This is a genomic window from Sphingomonas silueang, assembly GCF_040049155.1.
Lineage (GTDB): Bacteria > Pseudomonadota > Alphaproteobacteria > Sphingomonadales > Sphingomonadaceae > Sphingomonas > Sphingomonas silueang.
The window spans coordinates 1-18,761 of the sequence record NZ_JBDZDK010000035.1 but is presented as its reverse complement, the minus strand read 5'-3'; the positions used below and the strand labels follow the sequence as shown (position 1 = coordinate 18,761).

Below are 18,761 nucleotides of genomic sequence, written 5' to 3'. Positions count from 1 at the left end.
CGGTCACTCCGCGGCGATCGGAAGCGCGTCGTCGCCGGCGTCGCTCCACTTTTCAGGGTTTTCGGGATAGGCGACGCGCTCGATCGCCTCTTCCATCGTCAGACCATGATCGAGCAGGTCGTGGATCGCCGCGAAGGTGCGCGGTGAGGACGAGAAGACGGTCGCGGAGTAGGGATCGAGCACAAGGCGACCAACCGCCATCGATTCCGGGCCTTTGATGAGCACGTCGGAATATTCGACGCCGTTGCGCTTCAGCGAGCGCATCAGCGCATCCGTGTAATCGTCCATCTCGAAGCGATCGTGCTTCTTGAAGTCGGCGATCGTCTCGGCCTTCTGCTGCAGCACGACGAACCAGTCGCTGTTCTCGAGCGCCGCCTTGGAGCCATCCGACTTGTAATAGTCGTTGATGCTCTGCGTGGCGGTGACGAGCGAGGCACCGTACTTGCGGCAGGTACGCGCATAGGCCTCGATGAAGTCGGCCATGGAGCCGCCCTTCAGCATCTGCCAGGCCTCGTCGAGGAGCAGCGCCTTGGGCACGGAGCGATCCTCCCGGCGCATCGCCTGGCTCGCCATGAACATGATCGCGGTGAGCGCGACCGAGCGCAGCTCCTCGCGCGACGACAGGTCCGACAGCTCGAAGACGGTCAGGTTCGCCTTCAGCTGGAACGACACGTCGCCGGTGAAGAAGCGGCCATAGGTGCCCGCACTCGAGAACGGGCGCATGGCGATACCGAGGTCGGTCGCAACCGGATTACCCGTCTCCTCGAGGGCAGCGATCACGTCATCGATGCAACCGCTACGCCCCTTCGCCGCCCACACCTTGTTGATGGCACCGTCGATCAGGCCGCGCTCGGTGTCGTTGAGCTTGTCGATGTGGCGCGCCATCTGGTTCACGATGCTTTTCAGCATCGCGAAGCAGTCCATGAGGTAGTCCTCGTCCTGCCCGGCAAGCTCAGGGTCGATCATCGCGAACGGGTTGATGCAGAAGCCAGACGCCATGGTGAACTCGACGAAGGCGCCGCCCTGCAGCTTGGCCGAGTGCTCGAACGAGCGACCGTCGTCGATCACGACGACCTTCGCGCCGGCTCCAACCATCGAGGCGCACAGCTCCTGCAGAGCGACCGACTTGCCCGAGCCCGACTTGCCGCACACCGCGACATTGTGGTTGCCGGCGGTGTTCTCGAACGGCGACCAGAAGAACGGCTGTCCGCGCCGGCCAACCAGCATGAGGTGCGGTTGGAGGCCGCCCAGATACTCGCCCTGCAGCGGCATAAGGCTCGCTGCGGTCGTGGTCAGAACCGTCCGCATGCGCTTCATGTTCTTGAGGTCGAACGACAGTCCGTTCGCCATTGTCATCGGCATAGCGGCGAGCAGGCCCTGGATCTGCAGATAGCGATCGTCGAGCAGGTCCCAGCCTGCGGCGCGGTACACCGACTTCAGCGTCCGCTCGTTCGAGTCACCCTTGCCCTTCGGGCTGAACGAGGTGACCGAGAAAAAGGCCTGCACGAGCTTGCGGCCCTGGCGCAGCTCGTCCTTGACGAACTTCCACTCGGCCGACTGATCCTTCAGCTGCGGCAGCATGCGCGCCGACTTGGAGTCCGCGAGGCTCGTGGTCCGCATGAACTTGCGACCGGCGCGCTGCCCCTCCGCCTCCGCATCTGGAAAATCGAGACACAGGTTGGTCGAGACCGGGCAGGGCATGCGCAGCTTGTCGGCGAACATGTCGCCGATGAGCTTGGCCATGTCCCACGGCGCCCAGCGCTGCGGCAGGTTGCGCACCGAGAAGGAGCGCACGTCGAACGTGTCAGGATAGATCTCGCCGATCTCGGGTGCATTATCGACCGTCTTGCCGGTCGGGCGGAATCGTTCGGTCCGCAGCAGAATACGATCGGGTTCGATCTTCATCTCGAGGTCGTGACGCACCGCCTGATCGGCGATGGGATCGAACGGATTGTAGGTGATCGTGTCGTCACCCGGTGCCGTCGTCGGTGAGGTCAGGTCATCGATCCAGGTGATGAGCGCCTTGGGATCCATGGCGCGCGAATGGACGCCGATGGACTCCAGCGCGGACGCGAGGCCCTCCATCACGGAGACGATTTCCTCGTTGGAGACGCGGCTCGATTCCGGCGTCGAATAGGAGATGGCGAGCCGGTGATTGCGCATGTGGAAGGGCGCTGCGGACGACAGCGAGTTCCACACGCCACCGAGCAGATACTCGGTACGGTGCTTGGCCATGCGCTCATAGACGCCGGCCGCCGAATAGCGCGGCAGATACCACTTGGAGAGCAACTCGCTAATGCGCGGGCTCATCCAGCCATGAACCTGCAGCGCGCCCGGCGTCGGAATGCCCTCAGAGAGGAATTGCGCGAGCATCTCATGGCTCTGCTCGGTCGCGCCGAGCATCGGCGTGCACTCGAGGACGAACCCGCGGGTCGCGCTATTGTAGAAGATCTTCGTCTTTGGGTCGAAGCTGCGATACGGCAGCCAGTGAACGAAGCGCGGCACCGCCGTGTCGGGCCGTCCGCCCTCGGGCTTGGCATTATCGCCAAGGATCATCGCCAGCAGGCCGCTTAGGAAGCTCATTGATCCACTCCGGGGAATGAGGGAGCGCGCAGCACCGGTACGACGCCGTTGGCCTTGGCGGCTTCGCGCGCGTCAGGCTCGACGCGACCGAGCCCCGCACGGATTGCCGGGTTTGCCGCGACCGACGCGATCGCGGTCCGACCCGCCTGGGTTGCATGAAGCGGGACGGTGACGGCCGACGTCGCCGTTGGCGTCGTCGCGACAGGGCGAACAGACGCGGAAGGGGAAGGGGCGGGGGTTTTGGCGGGGCCGACAGGCTGTGTCGTCGCCGTTCGCGCCTGAGGCGGGGAGGCAGGAGCCTTGGGTGCAGTCTGGACGGCTACCCCTGTCGGCGCAGGGCGGAACGTGGGCCGGGTGGCCACCGGCACGCGTCTCGGATTGCGCGCGAGCTGGCGAGCGACCTGGTCCTTGATGTCGCCAACAGGATCGGCCTGCACGCGCGCAGCGGCAACCGCAGCCGCGCTCGGCATGTCGGGATCAAAGGCGGGATCCGCGGAGGCGGTGACGAGGGGGGCGGCCCGATCGACCGCGGCGAGGAGAGTATCGCCGCCGGTCGCCGATGCTACCTCGGAGGGCGTGGTCGCAACCGCGTTCGCAGCGAGAGCCTGCTGCCACTCGCCACGCTCAACCACGGCATGAATGGCGGTCTGCTCGCGAAGGCGCCCCGCCGCGTCGATCTGCGCGGGGAATACGATACGCAGCACCCGCTCTTGGCTACGCGCCGGCGCGGCTGATGCGGCCTGGAAGCCGCCACTTAACGAGCGCGCGGCGATACTCTGAGGGCCGCGACCGTCGCTTGCGGGCACGCTGTAGGGACCAGCGGGCGTAATCATGCGATCGCCGTCCTCGCCGGCGATCATCGCCAATGCGCGATCATCGATCGTCGAACTCGGGGCGCAGATGCCATCCGGGGCGACGCACGAGAAGTTGCCCTTGATGTTGCCACCCATCGTCGTGCAGCTGGCAAGGCCAGTGCCCGCGAGGATGAGACCAAGCGCTCCGATTTTGGTAGGGTTCACGACCGTCCTCCCGCGATGAAGGCGGCGAGCGCCTCCTTGGGCCGGTAGCCCTCGATCATCGCACCGTCGGCGCGGACGATGACGGGCGTGCCGGAGAGACCATGGGCGCGCGCGAACTTCTCGTTGGCGTCGAGGCCCGACGTGTCGCAGGTGCCGGCATTGCGCAGCGGCTCACCGGCGTAGGCCTGATGCAGGGCCTCCTCGCGGTTCTTGGCGCAGTAGACCTGATTGGCGAGGTCGCGGCTGCCCAGGACCGAGATGGGGCGCTCGATCACGCGGACGTTCATCGTGCGGAGCGTGTTGGAGAGCGCGCGGCAATAGCCGCAGCGGAAATCGCTGAACACGGTGACCGTCTTGCCCGAAGGCTTGCCCCAGACGATCGCGCCGGTCGCCGGCAGGCTCGTGAGCGAGAGGTGCTGCGGCGCTGCAGGTGCGGTGGGCTGGGACCCGGCACCACGCGTTAGCGGTGCTTCGTCGCTGCTGGCGGCGTTGTTGGCCTTAGCCGCCCCGCCGATGAGCGTGTCGGGATTGATCTCGAGGAGCCGGGTGGCGGTCAGATCCTGCCGCGTCTCCATGTCGTAGACCCGGCCGATCATGAGGTAGCGGCCCGAACGATCGACATAGAAGAGATTGCTGCCGGCAGTCACTTCACAGAGGCCGTCGACGACGCCGCAGTCGACCTTGGAAACGTCGGTCCTTGGCAGCCGTGCCTTGAGGAGCGCTGCGACCTTCTGGTTGGACGGCGACATGATTCCGAGATCCGCCGCAGCGCCAGCGGCACCGATGCCGACGACAGCCGCGCAACCCGCGATGGTGGCGATGAAGCGAGGACGAAGACGCCAGAAGGCGATGTAATCAATTGCGGACATACACACCCTCCAGGAAGACGATTTCGACGTCGACACCCGTCGGCATCTCAATGACGGGCTGGTACTGCTCGGCGCGCTCGATCAGGTACTTGGAGACCATGTCGCCCGCCTCGCCGATGCCGTTGCCGACGCCGCCCTGCGCGATGTCGCCGAGCCCGAGCTGCTGGCGCTTGCCGTTGGCGAGCACGACGTTGCCGGGCTGTAGCGCAATGTTGGTGTTGGCCGCGAAGCCGCGCCCGATCCCGCCGACGAGGCCGGCGATGAAGGCTTGGCTCACCAGCGATCCCTCGCGGCTGACGACGCGACCCCGCACGCCGGTCTTGCCGCCGAATGCGATGAAGCCCTTCACCTCGGACTCGGCATAGCGGCCGCCCGGCTGCGGGCAGGTCATCTTCTGCAGCTTGATGTAGACCTTCTCGCTCGACAGCTCGCCGCGCGCGGCGCCGTTGATGAGGCAGCCCTGGATCTTGGTGGTGAGCAGCTTGCCGTTCTGGAGCACGGAGCGCGCCGGCCCAGTGATGCGCAGCACGACCGGCAGCGGGTCGGTCTGGCTGTTCACGCCCGCCGCGGCGTCGACGCCGACGATGACCTTGGCGGTCGCGAAGCTGTTCGCGGGCAGGTAGTTGGGGCTGTCGGTGTAGACCGTGCTGCCCTTGGCGATCTTGGACGCAGTGCCGCGATCGGTCGAGCTGAACGAGACCATCTTCACTTCGCTCAGGCGAGGCGCGGAGAGATCGGGACCGGCAGGCGGCGCCCCCGCGCCGCGGCCGTACACCGCAGCGCTGCCCGGGCCGTACATCGCCTGCGGACCGGCCGGGACAGGGGGCGGGGTGGCCGCGCGCTCGTTCACCTGCCTGCGCAGCTGCTCGTTCTCGGCCTGATAGGCCGAGACGACACGCTGGCCGTCCGACGACATCGACTGGTTCTGCGCCTTCAACGCGTCGATCTGCTGCGAAAGCTGCGCCACACGGGCGTTGGTGCCGTCGACGCTCTTCAGCTGGTTCTCGGCTGACTGGAAGCGGTTCTCCGACAGCGCCATCCACTCCTGCTCGGAGAGGGTCCTGTTCGCCATGTCGCCGACCGACACCTTCACCTGCTCGGGCTTGTCGGGGTCGACCTTGCGGGCGTTGTCCGAGCCGCCGAAGATCCAGAACGACGAGGCAACGAGGCCGACCGCGCCGACGCTTGCGAGAAGCATGCGCTGCTTCTTCTTGGTCTCGTTGTTGCCGTCGAGCTCGGACGCGATCGGCGATACGCCGTCCGTCTCTGGAGCGGCCTCGGGGCCGTCGAGCGGCTTACGCGACCGCGAGAAGATGTCCTTGATGGCCATGGCTTAGTTTCCGTTCCGCGAGACTAGGTAGGCGGTCGTGACCCGACCCGGTGCGAGCTTGGGCTCGGCGATCGACACGGCGAGAGCGCTGGCGGGCGCGACCTGTGCCTCGGTCAGGACCTTTTCCTGCGTGCCCTTGTTCTCGATCCGCAGAACGCGACCCGTCAGTGCCTCGCCGCGATATTCCGAGATCATCTGAACCTTGAGGTCGCCGACGTAGACCGGCTTCAAGGAGCGCTGGCGCAGCTCGTAACCATCGACCGACTTGTTCGCGTACATCGCCTGCACCAACGACACCGCCGCGTCCTCAGGAGTCGACGCAGCGGCGACCCTGGTCGGTGCCGCCTCGGCCGCGTCGGCCTTGGCGATCGCGGGGTTCGAGAGGAACACCTGCACCGCCTGATCGCCCGCGATGCGGCAGGCGAACTTGTAGACATAGCCGCGCTTCGACGTGCCGAAGAAGGAGAGCGTCTGGCGGTTGAAGCCTTCGGGAACGGACAGGTAGATGTCGCCGCGAACTGGCTCGTTTACGACAGAGAAGTCGTCCGACGGGTTGCCCGTGTTGATCTTCGAGACACCGGCAAACTCGTCGCCGACGAGGCTGATGCGCGTCAGATCCTTGGCCGAAGCGGTGCACGACACCTGCGCGCCGTCCGCGACCATCAGCGTCTGGTCGCTGGCTGCGAAGGCAGGCGCGGCAAAGACAAAGACCGCGAGCGCGATGAGCGCCGCGCCGGCGATGCGGCTGAGCCAGCACATCGTGCGCGAGGCGAGCACCGTGCCGAGTGCAGCGCTGCCGAAGGCGTAGAATGCGTCGGTCACAGCGAGCCTCCCAGGCGGCCCTTCGGCTGCGCCATGCTGAATCCGACCAGCTTCAGGCTCATGCCCGAATATTCCCAGTCGTAGATGAAGGTGCGGGGCTCGCTCGACACGATCTTCTGGCCGACCACCGTGCTGAGCTTGCCGGTCACGGTCGACTGCAGATGCTTGGCGTCGATCTCCATGCCCTCGAGCGTGAAGAACTGGCTCATGCTCGAATTGCGCTGCTCGTTGACGATCTTCAGCAGGTCCGCCTTGATCGTGCCCTGCGCTTTCGGGGAGACGATCGCGAGGACCGACTTCATCCAATAGTCGAGGCTGCCGGGCGATCGGTTTAGCGTCAGGACCGCCGTGTCGCGGGTGACGAGCTCGAGATATTCGCGCGACACGCCGCTGCTGGAGACCGTCACTGGCGATCCGAGGACCGGCTGCAGGACGATCTCACGACTGCGGGTCGCGGACATGAGGAGGAGGAGTGCGACGGCGCCTGCCAGCACAAGGGCGGCGATGCCGAGAAGATTGCGCTGGCGAAGGACACGCTGGCTCTGCGCGTGCTGGTAGGAATAGTCCATGTCAGCCCACCATCAGTCGGAGATAGGAAGGTGGCGTGGCCCTGAGAGACGGAAAGCCGCCGGGGAGGTGCCAGTATGCCAGGTGGATCAACCAAGATGTCGCCCGTCCCGCCTTGGCCTTACGGAGTGCCCACCAGCCCAGGACGGCGAAGCCGATCCCGACGACGATGTGTTGGGACAGGATCCCCCACGTGAAGGGGATGACCATCGCTAGGAACTCGTCCAACGTCCAAAAGCCGATAAGCTCAGGGTCGTCCAAGTGCGATGGGATCACGTACTTATCGGCTGACATCACGCCACCTTCAGTGACGACGCCGGCGGAGCTGCTATCTCCGCCGGTGCCGGATCGAGTTAGATGGTGGCGGTGACGGTCGAGGTGACGATCGGAACGCCGGTGCCGGCGCCGACGCCCACGCCCACCGGGATCGCGACCTGGCCGAGCGAGAAGCGGCCCGAGGCCAGACCGACGACACCGCCGGCCAGCGACAGCACGGTGATGATCTTGCCGCCCGAACCCTCGAGGAAGCCGGTGAAGGCGTTCAGCGCGGTATCGAACGTGCCGTCGGCACCCGCGAAGGCGGGCGAGGCCATCACGGCCGCAGCCGCTGCGACGCCGAGGGTGGCCAGTGCGGCCGTCTCGACGCGACGGCCCATCTTGAGCATGGTCTTCATGACGAAAGGTCTCCTTTGATTGAGCGCATTTCAGCGCGCCCAACCAAAGGCTCGACCGGGAAAAAAATTCGCGCAATCGGCCGATTTAGGAACTGGTAAGGTTGCCGTAAGTTTTTTCTGCGATTGCGACGAAGTGAGCTTTGCCAGCTTACCAATCAGGCTCTTGTCCCGCGCTTCGGGACGACTTGTCCGCCCCCACGAACATCTGTCCGCGTTTACGAACGCCTGTCCGTAATAGCGGACAGCTGTCCGTATTGGCGGACAGGCGTCCGCGTGCGAGGACAGCGGCGCGAAGGCCTTAATCCCGCGATGCGACTCCGCTCTTTGATTGTGTTACACAACGCGGACTCGATGGTGCTAAAACGCCGCGGAGACGGTATTTTTCAGGGTGTGCTATCAAGGTGAGGACTTCTTCTAAGATGACGGCGGGTGAACGCGCCTTCGATCTAAAGATCTCGGAAACGTTCTTTCGGCTCGTAACCGAAAGCATCCGGCTTTTCTCGAACAAGAAGAAGAGACTTCTTTCGATCAACGACGTGGTCAACGATCGATCTTCGTCGGCCGCTCAAATCAAGGACACTTACCGAGCAGGCTCTCTAAAGGAGCATCTTCGGATCATCCCAACCGATGGTGATGTCGGTCTGTCACTGACGATCCTTGAAAGCAGCGCCGAGGCGATCGACGGCTCGATCCCAGACCTGCAAGAGGTTGTCGGCTCATCGGTGAGTTTTGCGTCCGCCGTTTCACTGGTCCTGTTCGACTTCATCGTCGAGGAGAATACGACGGAGGTGATTAACAAGCTGGGGCTGGACGTCGAGGACGCTCAGGCCTTTCGTGCTGCAGCCAAAAGAACCGAAACGAATGTAATTCCAATCAGGTAGCACCTCGGGAACATGAAATTAACGTTAACGGCAGGGTTGCCATTCCGTCATTTTCGGGCGTACCTGAGTCGAGGCTAGCGGGTGGGGAGTGCCCTGAGGTGGGAGCGTCTAATCCTTACAATTCTGGCGAAAGCAGTAGCAGCGCCAAGCCAGAACTTGCCGACTTCCTCCTCGCGAGGATGAAGGAATTGCGAGTCACGTTCCGCGTGCTCGAGGCTGCTACGCCGGTGATGAAGCGGACGAGGCTTCACTCGATCCTCCATTCCGACACGGCAAAGCGCCGGCCGATGCGGGTGGACGAGGCTCAGGCGATCTGCGCGGCGCTCGGCATCACGCAGTCGGAAGCCTTTTTCGGGACCGAACTGCTCGGCTGCATGTCTGGGGGCGATTGCGAGGACGCCGCAGGGCTGACGTCCTTTCTCGCGACGATGTTCGGTGGACTGGCTCCCAGACTGGCCAACGCTGTGTCCGCCATAGGCGGCTTGGATCTCAGCGACGTGAAGGGTGAGCACGGCCAGCAGATCCAGCAGCTCGTTTGTGAAACCTTTGAGCGAGGGTATGCGGACCTAGCTGAGCGCAAGGGGCTTCGGCTGCGAAAGAGAGAGGCCGACGGGCTCTAACCGCACCTCGACTGGAATGATGGATTGGGCACCGCTTCAGGTGCCTTTTTTTTGGCGCCGTGAGCACCGCCACGCCGCTCCGAGCAGAGGTGCCCCCTGCCCTGCGAACTCGCGTCCCTGGGGGCTCCTAGAGCCTCTCACGGCCCGTGGGATCGAGAGGGGAGGGGGAGGTTGAACGCGGGCTAGAGGAGCGTGTGCAGGAGCAGACGGCGATGATGCCGTTTGAGCCGAAGCTGACAGGGTGCTACGACGAGGCATGGCTTACGCTTCCGTAATCCAGACCCCCTCTACCGACCGCTACACCGACGCAGCCTCTCGCGTTTTCAAAAGCACGAAGACGGGGAGCCGAGTGGGCCGAGACTGGCCAAAATCGGCAGAAACAGGGCCTCTACAGCCCGTTTTCGCGTCTAATTTCGTGCTTTTGGAAACGCCAGCGGCCGGATTTTCGTGCTTTCAAAAACGCGAGAGCGCCGGAAGCGAATTATCAAAAACACGAGAGCGTCGAGGTCGCTCGGGATCGCGGCTGAACCCGACCCGCTCTCATCGGCGAATGCCGAGACACATGAAGGTAAGTTGACCATGGCGGAGCAAGAACAGGGCGAGCTTTTCCTGCTTGATAGTCCTCTCCACGGCCCAGTCCGCGGGGAGCGGTCACTCATGGCCTGGCCGTTCTTCGCATTGGCGAAGAAGGCATGGATGCAACCGCTCACCTATAAAAAGGGTGACGTGTCGATTGAGGTGGGACCGGGACCGAAGGGCGTGGCCACGATCTATGACAAGGAGATCCTGCTCTATATCGCCAGCCTAATGGTCGCCAAGGTCGAGGCCGGCAAGCACATTGGCCAAGAGTTCAGCTTCACTGCGAATGACCTGTTCAGTGTTACGGGCGCCAACAAATCCGCCCGTTCTTATCGGCGCTTGTCTGAGGCACTTGAGAGACTTCAAGGCACGCAGATCAAGACGAATATCGAAGCAGGCGGGGAAGGCGAAGAGGGCTTCTTCTCATGGCTGCAAGAGGCAAAGCTGCAATACATCAAGGGTGACGGTGGCGAGAAACGTCTGAAGGCAGTCAAGGTCCGCCTTTGCGACTGGCTGTATCGGGCGATCATGGTCGATCGCCAGGTCTTGGAATACGCATCAACGTACTTCCAGCTCGGTCCAGTCGAACGTCGCCTCTATGAGGTCGCACGCTCCTTGTGCGTCGACGGCCAAACAACCATCCCGCTGGAAGACTTGCGGCTTCAGATGGGCTATCAAGGCTCGCCGCGCCAGTTCAAGTTTGCGCTCACCAAAACTATCGAAGAGGATCCGATCCCCGGTTTCCAATTTGAGATCGAGGACCAAGGTCTTAGCACGTTGACAGCAGCGGGGCGGACAGTGCGGGAATACACTGTCAAAATAATTCCGGAGAGCACGCCCAAGCGTCTCGCGTCGTAGGCGCTCCCGATTCGAAGAGGGCCGACGCGAGCGTTCTTGTTCGGCCTTTTCGTGTTTTCAAAAGCACGAATTATTGTCCCGTGGCGCGGGACGGGGCCGCCTACGTGTTTTCAAAAGCACGAACATTAGTCGCCTAATGTTGTCGAAAGCACGAATCACGCGTGTTTCGCGAATGGCTGTCGTGCGCCACTATGCGGCCGCCTGGGTCGCAGTCCGCGGCCTGGAAAAATTGGGAATGGCTGTGACCACATAAACGAATGCCCGGCACGAGGCCGGGCACCCTGAGACCGCTATGTCCGATGCCGGCAAGCATCGAAAGAGCCGTTGAACGCTCAAGATATACTGGTTTCCGAGCCTCGGTTCAAGGGTTGCGCGCTTCGCGCCACGGACGAGTTTTGCCCCGGTCCCGGCCCAATGTGAGGGCAGGAAATTGGCTGCAATAACAATGGCAGAGGCGGCTTTGGCCGTGCTCGGCGGTGCCCGCTTCAAGCGGAAGCCGTCGCGATCTGGCGCAACCCACCGCACTGGGGCGCCCGTGCGGCGCGACAGCATCGAGGCTGGTACGTTCGAAGACGCCTTCTTTTCGCGTCCCGGCAAAGGTGAGACCGACCGGATCTACAAGCGCGCTGCTGCGCTCAGCGCCGGACGGGCGAACCTTCGCGCAAGGATCGCGCACGAAGAACGAGAGCCGACACCGCGGGAGGCCGCTATCCTGCGCTTCAGCCGTAACACGCTGGCGGTCCTCGAGGCATTGCTCAGGATAGCGCGAGTCCAAGCAGGCCGTGTGTACCCCACCCTCGACTATCTGGCCGAGACTGTCGGTATCGGACGCCGCACCGTCATCCGTGCACTCGCACTTCTGACCGAACTCGGCTTCGTTCTTGCCCAGCGTCGCTTCAAACGCGTCGAGATCGACGGCGTTGGACCACGCTATAAGCAAACCAGCAATGCGTACCGCATGCTCATGCCGGCTTGGATCGAGGCTCACCTTCCGCGCTGGCTGCGGCCGGCTCCTTTGCCCGCTGACGTCGTCCAGCAAGAAGCCGAGCGGATCGAGCAGACGGCCACGATGCTCAGCTCACTGTCGCGTCGGGAATATGCCTTGGCGACGGTCGACGGCCAACTAGGCAAGGTTCTCGCGCGTCTCGGCGCAGCGATCGACGCCAAAGAGAGCGAGTGCCAACTTGACCCGCAACCGCTCCTAGATTCATATATCATTAGCTCAGAAAGACTTGGCCTAGCCGGCCAAGGCGTTCGCGCCTGACGGCGAGAGAGGCGAAACCCCAACGCACATCTCTACCGGAACCCAAAGACGCACCGTTGGAGCGCCGGCTACGCCGTCGCATTGCTCCCGAAAGGAGCATGCGTTTTCTGGCGTCGATCATCGGGAGGGCTCGAACGCTGAGAGGTCAGAATTGCGCGAGTGCGACCGAGCGATAGGCAGGTTGTGGCAAGGTCGAACGAAGAGCTTGTGACCCAGGCGCTGCCGTCAATCTCGACCAATTGGCAATGATGTCGGTCACATAGGCCTGCGTTTCGGTGATACGGGGGACGAGGCCCCCGCGCACTCGGCCAGGACCGGCATTATAGGCAGCGAGCGCGAGCTGCACGCGGCCGAACTTATCGAGCTGCTGGCGGAGGTATCGGGCACCGCCACGCATGTTCTGGTAAGGATCGAACCGGTTCACGCCGAGCCCCATCGCAGTGCCGGGCATCAGCTGCGCGAAGCCGAAGGCGTTTTTCGGCGATAGTGCTGTTGGATTGTAGCGGCTCTCGCGAATTATCATCGCGTCGAAGAGCCCAGTTGGAATGCCGTGTTCGCAGGCGATGGAGCTCATCATGCCATAGTAAATCGCCCGCCGACTTTCGGCCTCGCGCGAGAGAAACCCTGACGGCCGATACGCGAGCGGAGCACAGCCGGGAACGAAGGCTGGCGCCGTGAACGATCCGACGCCCGGTTTCATCCAATCGGGCACGCTGATGGACGACGTCGCCGCTACAGCTGGGGGCAGGCTGTCGGAGACGCTGACTTCGGGGACAATCGACGCGAGCTCCTGCTTCATCCGAAACTCGACGTAGCGGCGGCTTAGATCGTGCACCTTGAACTCAGGCGGGAGGTCAGGTGCTGGGAGGTCATCGGTAGGCCCGCCATCCCCCTCCGCCATCGGCAGCGCAGAGGCGGTCGTCATCGAGATCAGCTCAACGCGCCGAACCTTGCCGCGCTTTTCAGGCGCGGCCGAAGCAGATGCGGCCAGCGCCACGCTCGCGATCGCCACACCGGCGTAAAACTTTCGCACGAAAACCTCCTCGACCCCCTGTTTAGAAGAGTGGAGATCAAGAGATTTGCCCTTGTCAAGACCGGGGCCGAAGGCGAAACTGGTCAGGAAACGTCGCCCAAAGGCTCTTCGAGCATGTGGTTGATCCATCGAGACACTGACGGAAAAGGCCCAAATCGCATCAAGCTTCCGCAGCCGCTGCGGGAGGCGCTGGTGCGCTGGTACGTGGGCGAGGGCACCTTCCACGACGAGCAGGCCGGCATCACGCTCGTTCAGAACGCGCGCATCGGTCACCGCTGGATCGCCTGCAATTGCCTTGGGGCGGAGGCGGCCCCACCGATCCTCACACCCGCGTTCCTGTCCGAGGCGGAAACCTACTATCTTCGACGCCTGACCAGCGAGAAACGTCCCGAGCATCGCGCGGACTGCCCGTTCTTCCGCGACCAGGTGACCAACCGGATCACCGAGATCCGATCCCACAACACGCCCACCGACCCGCCCGCTGGCTTTTTCGAGGTGCTCAGGCCCGCCCCGGAGAAGCTCTCACAAAGGCCGGAAGAAGACAGCAACGACGATCGGACGCGAAACGCGTCGACGCCGCGGCTTGCTCGCCTTCTATGGCGGCTGATGGACACGGCCGGATCCAACAGCGTCCCGCCGATCGGCGCAGGTCCGGAGTGGTCGATCAAGGAGGCCTTTGCCGCCATCCTCGGCGCGGCGGGGAAGATCGAGATTGCTCCCGGCATCGAGTTGGGCCGCGCCATCTGGACGCACGCCCGGCCGCTCGAGGCCAAGGTCGTGTATGCAACGTTACGACGGCTCGCGGAAAACTGGCCAAAGGCGCATGCGCCGCAAGGCTTCGTCCTGCTCTATGCGACCGCGATCCAAGGGCACAAAATCTATGTGCCCGACGGTCCCCCCGTGGAAATCGCTAACCGAGTTCAATCACCATCGGTGCGCGGTAACAGAATCAGCGGCCCGTTCCTCGTGCTGGTTGTCGCCGGCGAGTACCCGGAGGCCCATGGGTATGCGCCGCTGCGGGGGTACGCACAGCCGATCTACAATGGCCGGCTGTTCGTTCCGGTGGAGTCGGATTTCGAGCGGAAAACCCTCAAGCGGATCTTGGAAGCTCAACGGCTTCTCCGTTCGCAGTCCATTGATCTGGCGATCGGAAAGCCGCTCTTCGATACCATGACACCAGATGGCCCATGTCGTCCGGACTTCGTCCTCGAGGGGAGATCGCGCGAAACCGGGGAGCTGCGCACGCTCGTTGTGGAAGCGATGGGGTTCGACAACGACGATTATCTCGCCGCAAAGGCGGTGACCCACCCGCGCATGCGCCACCTGGGCGATCTGCTCACATTACGTCCAAGCGATATCGAAGACGATGCCGCGGGCATCCAGATCGCCAAGGCGATGAGGCTCTAAAAGCCCTGTTGAACCGCTAAATAATTGCAGGCTCTCACGATCATCCCCAGTTCATCGTCGCGGCGAAGTAACAGACTATGCCAAGTGTAACGGGCGTGGAGAGTAGGTAGAGCTTCTGCCAGCGCCACCATGTCTTTGGCAGTAGCAGCGCCGCGCCGCGGATCGTGCGGGCATCTTGCCAGACCTTGGCCTGCCACATTTCATGAAGCGTCACCGAAACCGACATGACCATGGCGATTCCGCAGCAGATTCCTGCCGCCAGATAGATGGCGACCCAGTTCGCGATCTCGACTGGCGAAAACTGAGACATCCACACCTCTTTTTAAGGCCGTGCGTCGACAAACAAGCACGGATCGATTCTAGTTCCTAGAGCACCCTACTTGGCTGGGCTTAGCGCTGGGTAAACGGGACGGATACGAAATCAGCCCTGCTTTAACAGGGGTAGAGGAAGAGCGGAGGGGGGGAGAAAGGATGGGCTGCTCGGGTGGCCCGACATTCCCTTTCGGTAATGGTTCGCCGGTACAGGCGGCCAGGTACGAGGTCCGCTCGCCATGGAACGCTTCCTGCTCTTCATCCGCGACGTCGACGGTCGCGATCAAACCGACGTGCATCCCAGTGAACGATCGGCCCGAACGGCCCTTGCGGCCTATGTACGGAGCCGGTCCGAACCGAACGCCGACGTCGTCCCCCTCCACGACGATGACGCGATCGACAGCTATTTCGCCGCGCGGGACGCTGAATATGTGATCGCGCGCCTGACGAAGACAACGCGCCGCGAAGGGGATCCGGCATGACCCTGATCGCCAATCGTCCGTCACAGAAGCTGGTCGACCTCGTAGGCGCGCTCGGAGGAACCTGGCACCGGAACGTCGCGACGTGTCGCTGCCCAGCGCATACGGACAAGACGCCAAGCCTGTCACTCCGACAAGGCGATCGAGGGATCCTTGTGACCTGCTTTGCGGGTTGCGACCCTGCCGACATCCTGCGCGAGCTCGACCGCATACCGCTAGGCCAGCGCTATGAGCCACCCAAGGTGACCCGCGCAGGCGGCACCGCCAATATCGAGCGATTATGGAATGAGGCTCGTGGCGTGCCAGGAACCTGCGCGGAGCGCTATCTCGCGTCGCGCTTCCTGCTACCGCTGCCGACCGACATTCGCTTTCACCCGCGCTGCCCACTCGGGCCGAAGCCGCTCACCGTGTTCAAGCCAGCACTGCTCGTCGCCGTTCGCGAAGCTGACCGCCTGGTCGCTTTCCAGAGGATTTTCATCGATCCCGCAACGAGCGCCTACACCGAGAAGCAGACGCTCGGGACCCTCGGCAATGGCGCATGGCGTGGCGGTGGTTTGGCCTCGACGATAGGGCTCGCAGAGGGTTTCGAGAGTGCCCAAGCATGGTCGCGACTGCGTGGCCTCCCCTGTTGGTCTTCGTTCGGGTCACGACGGCTCGACCTTCTGGCCATTCCATCGTCGGTCACCCGGCTGATCCTGGCTGCGGATCGCGACCTCGCTGGGAGACGCGCTGTGGCGCGCAGCATCGAACAATATGCGTCCGACACCCTGACCGTCGTGCCGGACTTTCCGCCGGCGCCCTACAAGGATTGGGCGGAGGTGCTCGAGGCGAAAGAGAGGGGAGGGGGAGGGAGGCGGTGAGCTGCCGGAATGGCAGCATGACCAAGGGAGCCTTCCATGTCCGACCTCCTCGACTTGCCGCCTGTCACCGACCGACCGGCCGCGCTCACGATCGCGCTCGCACTGGCGTCTGGCGAGCCGATCACGCGGCGCGCGCTCAACAACGCCATGACGGCTGCGTTCGGAGGCACCGACGCGGAGGGCCGTTGGACCCAGCGCGACAGCTTCGAGATGCTGGAACACGCTTTGGCGCTGCACGTCGCCAAGCAGCCCTATCCACTGGCTGACATCGCCGGCGTGACGCATGCCGCAGCGTTGATGGAACGGCTCCCGACGCAAACCGTGCGCAGCGAGGAGCAGATCGAGCTGCAGCAGTTTTCGACGCCGATCGATATCGGCGCGCTCGCAGCAGTCATGGCCGCGATCGGACCGGACGACATCGTTCTTGAACCGAGCGCCGGCAATGGGCTGCTTGCGGTTCAGGTGCCGCATCATGCCAGCCTGCAACTGAACGAGATCGATCCGCGCCGTCGAGAACGCCTCGCCAGCGTCTTCCCGCATGCCATCATCACCGGCCACGATGGGGCTGCGCTCGTGAGCCTCCATGCGTCATTGGAACGGCCTACCGTCGTTCTGATGAACCCGCCCTTCTCACGCAGCATTGGCCGCGGCGCCGACAATCTCGCGGCACTCCGCCATCTGCAGGCGGCAATCCGCCGCGTTTCGATGGGTGGTCGGATTGTCGCGATCATGCCCGATTGGTTCGCGCCGAGCGCGCAACTGAAAGCTGCCTATGAAGCGGTGCTCACTGGCTGCACCGTCCGCACGTCGCTGCGACTCGAAAGCTGCTACCGCAAGCATGGCACCGACATCGCGGTGCGGCTCTACGTCATCGACAAGGTGGCAGGCGGTACGTCGCACACCGTCATCCAGCGTCGTTCCGTCCTCGACTTCCTCGACGTGGTTGAGGTGCCTGCTCGAGCCGAGCTGGTGTCGGAAGCACGGAGCGCGAGGGCTCCCGCTGCCGCGGTAAGTCTCTTCGGTGCCGCACGCACCGCGAAGCCGGCTGTGGCACGCACCTACCACAAGCCGGTTCGTAACGCCGTTCTGCCGGTCGGCTATACGACCCTGTCAGCTCCGGCACCGCTCGCAGACCAGGTCGGAGTGTATCTTCCCTATCGTCCGAGCCGCATCGTCTTCGACGCGGCCGGCGAGCACCCGACGGCGCTGGTGGAATCGGTTGCGATGGGCTCGATCCCGGCACCGGTCCCTGCCCATATCCCGCACCTTCCCGAGCGCACCGTGTCGGAACGGATGCTGTCCTCATCGCAGCTCGAGACCGTGATTTATGCCGGACACGCATGGTCGCAGATGCTCCCGGGGATGTTCAAGCCAGACAAGGAGGGCGTGGGCCTTACCCTGAACGAGGACGGCCGCAGCTACCGGAAAGGCTTCTTCCTCGGCGATGGAACCGGCGCGGGTAAGGGCCGACAGGTGGCCGCGTGCATTCTCGACAGCTGGCTGCAGGGCCGCAGACGCCACATCTGGGTGACCAAGAACGAGCCGCTCCTCGAGGATGCGCGGCGCGACTGGTCCGCCCTGGGCGGTATGGCGGGCGATGTGCAGCCAGTCTCTAACTGGAAGATCGACGAGGCGATCCGCCTTGAAGAGGGCGTCCTGTTCGTCACCTATCCGACGCTGCGCTCGATGCGGAGCGAGAGCAGCCGCCTGCAGCAGATCCTAGACTGGGCGGGGTCTGATTTCGACGGTGTCATCGCGTTTGACGAGGCCCACGAGATGGGCGGCGTAGCGGGCGGCGAGGGTGCGCTCGGCAAGAAGGATGGGTCGCAGCAGGGTATCTGCGGCGTCCTTCTGCAGAACCATCTCCCGGACGCCCGCGTTCTGTACGCGTCCGCGACGGGCGCATCCGACGTGAACAATCTCGCCTATGCGGTCCGGCTTGGCTTGTGGGGGCCGGAGACGGCGTTCGCCGGTCGCGAGACGTTCATCGCCGAGATCCGGAAAGGTGGCATCGCTGCCATGGAGCTCGTCGCCCGCGATCTGAAAGCGCTCGGGCTCTACACGGCCAGGGCGCTCAGCTTCGCCGGCGTCGAATACGACGTCCTGAAGCACGAGCTGACGCCGCTGCAGATCGAGATCTACGACACCTATGCGCAGGCCTGGAGCGTGATCCATCAGAACATGGAGGCGGCGCTCGAGTTTACCAACGTCGTCGACGGCCTCGAAGGCGGGACGCTCAATAGCGGCGCAAAAGCGGCCGCTCGGTCGCGCCTCGAATCCTGCAAGCAGCGGTTCTTCGGTCAGGTCCTTCTCGCGATGAAACTCCCGACGGTCATCGCCGCGGTGGAACAGCACCTGAAGGCTGGGCAATCGGTCGTGCTTCAGCTGGTGACCACCGCCGAAGCGATCCTCGATCGCCGGCTCAACCAGATGTCAGCAGAGGAGCGCGCCGATCCCACGATCGACCTGTCGCCCACCGAGTATGTCTAATGTGGAGCTCCACATTACACATATTCTTTGCAGTCGCAGTTTATGTCGAGCGTGGCGGCGAGAGACGCAGGTTTCCTTCGGTTTTCCATGATTTCACTCCAGATAATATGCGGG

The 18,761-nt window shown here is 63.6% G+C and carries 18 protein-coding genes; 8 read left to right on the top strand and 10 right to left on the bottom strand.

What is annotated here, in order from left to right:
- Positions 1-3 precede the first annotated feature (3 nt).
- The 8 genes from traC to ABLE43_RS20330 are packed head-to-tail and all read right to left on the bottom strand — an operon-like array spanning position 4 to position 7,864.
- Positions 4-2,583 (bottom strand): type IV secretion system protein TraC, encoded by a 2,580-nt coding sequence (gene traC, locus ABLE43_RS20365; RefSeq protein WP_066773547.1) that lies wholly within the window; start codon positions 2,581-2,583, stop codon positions 4-6.
- Positions 2,580-3,602, bottom strand: coding sequence for a conjugal transfer protein (locus tag ABLE43_RS20360; RefSeq protein ID WP_348979973.1), 1,023 nt, complete (start codon positions 3,600-3,602; stop codon positions 2,580-2,582). The genes traC and ABLE43_RS20360 overlap by 4 nt, the downstream gene beginning before the upstream one ends.
- Complete coding sequence (locus ABLE43_RS20355) at positions 3,599-4,471, bottom strand: DsbC family protein (RefSeq protein ID WP_066773299.1); 873 nt, start codon at positions 4,469-4,471, stop codon at positions 3,599-3,601. Before ABLE43_RS20355 ends, ABLE43_RS20360 begins: the two co-directional genes overlap by 4 nt.
- Positions 4,458-5,801 carry a TraB/VirB10 family protein gene (locus ABLE43_RS20350; protein WP_348979972.1) on the bottom strand — a complete coding sequence of 448 codons (1,344 nt, stop codon included), beginning with the start codon at positions 5,799-5,801 and terminating at the stop codon, positions 4,458-4,460. The genes ABLE43_RS20355 and ABLE43_RS20350 overlap by 14 nt, the downstream gene beginning before the upstream one ends.
- Before the next feature lie 3 nt (positions 5,802-5,804).
- Positions 5,805-6,560, bottom strand: a complete 756-nt coding sequence (locus ABLE43_RS20345) for a type-F conjugative transfer system secretin TraK (RefSeq protein WP_348979978.1) — start codon at positions 6,558-6,560, stop codon at positions 5,805-5,807.
- Positions 6,561-6,619: 59 nt separating this feature from the next.
- Positions 6,620-7,192 (bottom strand): type IV conjugative transfer system protein TraE, encoded by a 573-nt coding sequence (locus ABLE43_RS20340; protein ID WP_348979971.1) that lies wholly within the window; start codon positions 7,190-7,192, stop codon positions 6,620-6,622.
- A gap of 1 nt (position 7,193) precedes the next feature.
- On the bottom strand, positions 7,194-7,484 hold the full coding sequence (traL, locus tag ABLE43_RS20335; protein ID WP_348979970.1) for a type IV conjugative transfer system protein TraL: 291 nt from the start codon (positions 7,482-7,484) through the stop codon (positions 7,194-7,196).
- A gap of 59 nt (positions 7,485-7,543) precedes the next feature.
- Positions 7,544-7,864 carry a TrbC/VirB2 family protein gene (locus ABLE43_RS20330; RefSeq protein WP_066708110.1) on the bottom strand — a complete coding sequence of 107 codons (321 nt, stop codon included), beginning with the start codon at positions 7,862-7,864 and terminating at the stop codon, positions 7,544-7,546.
- A 419-nt stretch (positions 7,865-8,283) separates the two neighbouring features.
- On the opposite strand from ABLE43_RS20330, the gene ABLE43_RS20325 reads away from it, so the two are divergent.
- From ABLE43_RS20325 to ABLE43_RS20310, 4 genes are all read left to right on the top strand, one after another.
- Entirely contained in the window at positions 8,284-8,745 is a 462-nt protein-coding gene (locus tag ABLE43_RS20325) for a hypothetical protein (protein ID WP_348979969.1), read from the top strand.
- Positions 8,746-8,933: 188 nt separating this feature from the next.
- Positions 8,934-9,365, top strand: a complete 432-nt coding sequence (locus ABLE43_RS20320) for a hypothetical protein (RefSeq protein WP_348979968.1) — start codon at positions 8,934-8,936, stop codon at positions 9,363-9,365.
- A 579-nt stretch (positions 9,366-9,944) separates the two neighbouring features.
- A complete protein-coding gene (locus tag ABLE43_RS20315) occupies positions 9,945-10,802 on the top strand; it encodes a replication initiator protein A (RefSeq protein ID WP_198356591.1) in 858 nt (285 codons plus the stop codon).
- A 535-nt stretch (positions 10,803-11,337) separates the two neighbouring features.
- On the top strand, positions 11,338-12,066 hold the full coding sequence (locus tag ABLE43_RS20310; RefSeq protein WP_348979967.1) for a helix-turn-helix domain-containing protein: 729 nt from the start codon (positions 11,338-11,340) through the stop codon (positions 12,064-12,066).
- 145 nt (positions 12,067-12,211) lie between these two features.
- Here ABLE43_RS20310 and ABLE43_RS20305 read toward each other — a convergent pair whose 3' ends face one another.
- Entirely contained in the window at positions 12,212-13,228 is a 1,017-nt protein-coding gene (locus ABLE43_RS20305; RefSeq protein WP_348979966.1) for a lytic transglycosylase domain-containing protein, read from the bottom strand.
- On the opposite strand from ABLE43_RS20305, the gene ABLE43_RS20300 reads away from it, so the two are divergent.
- Positions 13,214-14,506 (top strand): hypothetical protein, encoded by a 1,293-nt coding sequence (locus ABLE43_RS20300; RefSeq protein ID WP_348979965.1) that lies wholly within the window; start codon positions 13,214-13,216, stop codon positions 14,504-14,506. The two genes, ABLE43_RS20305 and ABLE43_RS20300, sit on opposite strands and share 15 nt — an antisense overlap.
- A gap of 40 nt (positions 14,507-14,546) precedes the next feature.
- Here ABLE43_RS20300 and ABLE43_RS20295 read toward each other — a convergent pair whose 3' ends face one another.
- The gene (locus ABLE43_RS20295) at positions 14,547-14,816 is read right to left on the bottom strand and encodes a hypothetical protein (protein WP_066773327.1); all 270 of its coding nucleotides are present in this window, start codon (positions 14,814-14,816) and stop codon (positions 14,547-14,549) included.
- A 241-nt stretch (positions 14,817-15,057) separates the two neighbouring features.
- On the opposite strand from ABLE43_RS20295, the gene ABLE43_RS20290 reads away from it, so the two are divergent.
- From ABLE43_RS20290 to ABLE43_RS20280, 3 genes are read left to right on the top strand one after another with little or no spacing between them, the layout of a single operon-like run.
- A complete protein-coding gene (locus ABLE43_RS20290; protein WP_348979964.1) occupies positions 15,058-15,300 on the top strand; it encodes a hypothetical protein in 243 nt (80 codons plus the stop codon).
- Entirely contained in the window at positions 15,297-16,157 is an 861-nt protein-coding gene (locus ABLE43_RS20285; RefSeq protein ID WP_066773332.1) for a DUF7146 domain-containing protein, read from the top strand. Before ABLE43_RS20290 ends, ABLE43_RS20285 begins: the two co-directional genes overlap by 4 nt.
- A gap of 36 nt (positions 16,158-16,193) precedes the next feature.
- Positions 16,194-18,647, top strand: coding sequence for a strawberry notch-like NTP hydrolase domain-containing protein (locus ABLE43_RS20280; RefSeq protein WP_348979963.1), 2,454 nt, complete (start codon positions 16,194-16,196; stop codon positions 18,645-18,647).
- Positions 18,648-18,761: the final 114 nt, after the last annotated feature.

Coding starts and splice junctions, on each gene's coding strand:
- traC (WP_066773547.1), bottom strand. CDS start 2,583: ATGAGCTTCCTAAGCGGCCTGCTGGCGATGATCCTTGGCGATAATGCC.
- ABLE43_RS20355 (WP_066773299.1), bottom strand. CDS start 4,471: ATGTCCGCAATTGATTACATCGCCTTCTGGCGTCTTCGTCCTCGCTTC.
- ABLE43_RS20350 (WP_348979972.1), bottom strand. CDS start 5,801: ATGGCCATCAAGGACATCTTCTCGCGGTCGCGTAAGCCGCTCGACGGC.
- ABLE43_RS20345 (WP_348979978.1), bottom strand. CDS start 6,560: ATGTGCTGGCTCAGCCGCATCGCCGGCGCGGCGCTCATCGCGCTCGCG.
- ABLE43_RS20340 (WP_348979971.1), bottom strand. CDS start 7,192: ATGGACTATTCCTACCAGCACGCGCAGAGCCAGCGTGTCCTTCGCCAG.
- traL (WP_348979970.1), bottom strand. CDS start 7,484: ATGTCAGCCGATAAGTACGTGATCCCATCGCACTTGGACGACCCTGAG.
- ABLE43_RS20330 (WP_066708110.1), bottom strand. CDS start 7,864: ATGAAGACCATGCTCAAGATGGGCCGTCGCGTCGAGACGGCCGCACTG.
- ABLE43_RS20325 (WP_348979969.1), top strand. CDS start 8,284: ATGACGGCGGGTGAACGCGCCTTCGATCTAAAGATCTCGGAAACGTTC.
- ABLE43_RS20315 (WP_198356591.1), top strand. CDS start 9,945: ATGGCGGAGCAAGAACAGGGCGAGCTTTTCCTGCTTGATAGTCCTCTC.
- ABLE43_RS20300 (WP_348979965.1), top strand. CDS start 13,214: ATGTGGTTGATCCATCGAGACACTGACGGAAAAGGCCCAAATCGCATC.
- ABLE43_RS20305 (WP_348979966.1), bottom strand. CDS start 13,228: ATGGATCAACCACATGCTCGAAGAGCCTTTGGGCGACGTTTCCTGACC.
- ABLE43_RS20295 (WP_066773327.1), bottom strand. CDS start 14,816: ATGTCTCAGTTTTCGCCAGTCGAGATCGCGAACTGGGTCGCCATCTAT.
- ABLE43_RS20290 (WP_348979964.1), top strand. CDS start 15,058: ATGGAACGCTTCCTGCTCTTCATCCGCGACGTCGACGGTCGCGATCAA.
- ABLE43_RS20285 (WP_066773332.1), top strand. CDS start 15,297: ATGACCCTGATCGCCAATCGTCCGTCACAGAAGCTGGTCGACCTCGTA.
- ABLE43_RS20280 (WP_348979963.1), top strand. CDS start 16,194: ATGTCCGACCTCCTCGACTTGCCGCCTGTCACCGACCGACCGGCCGCG.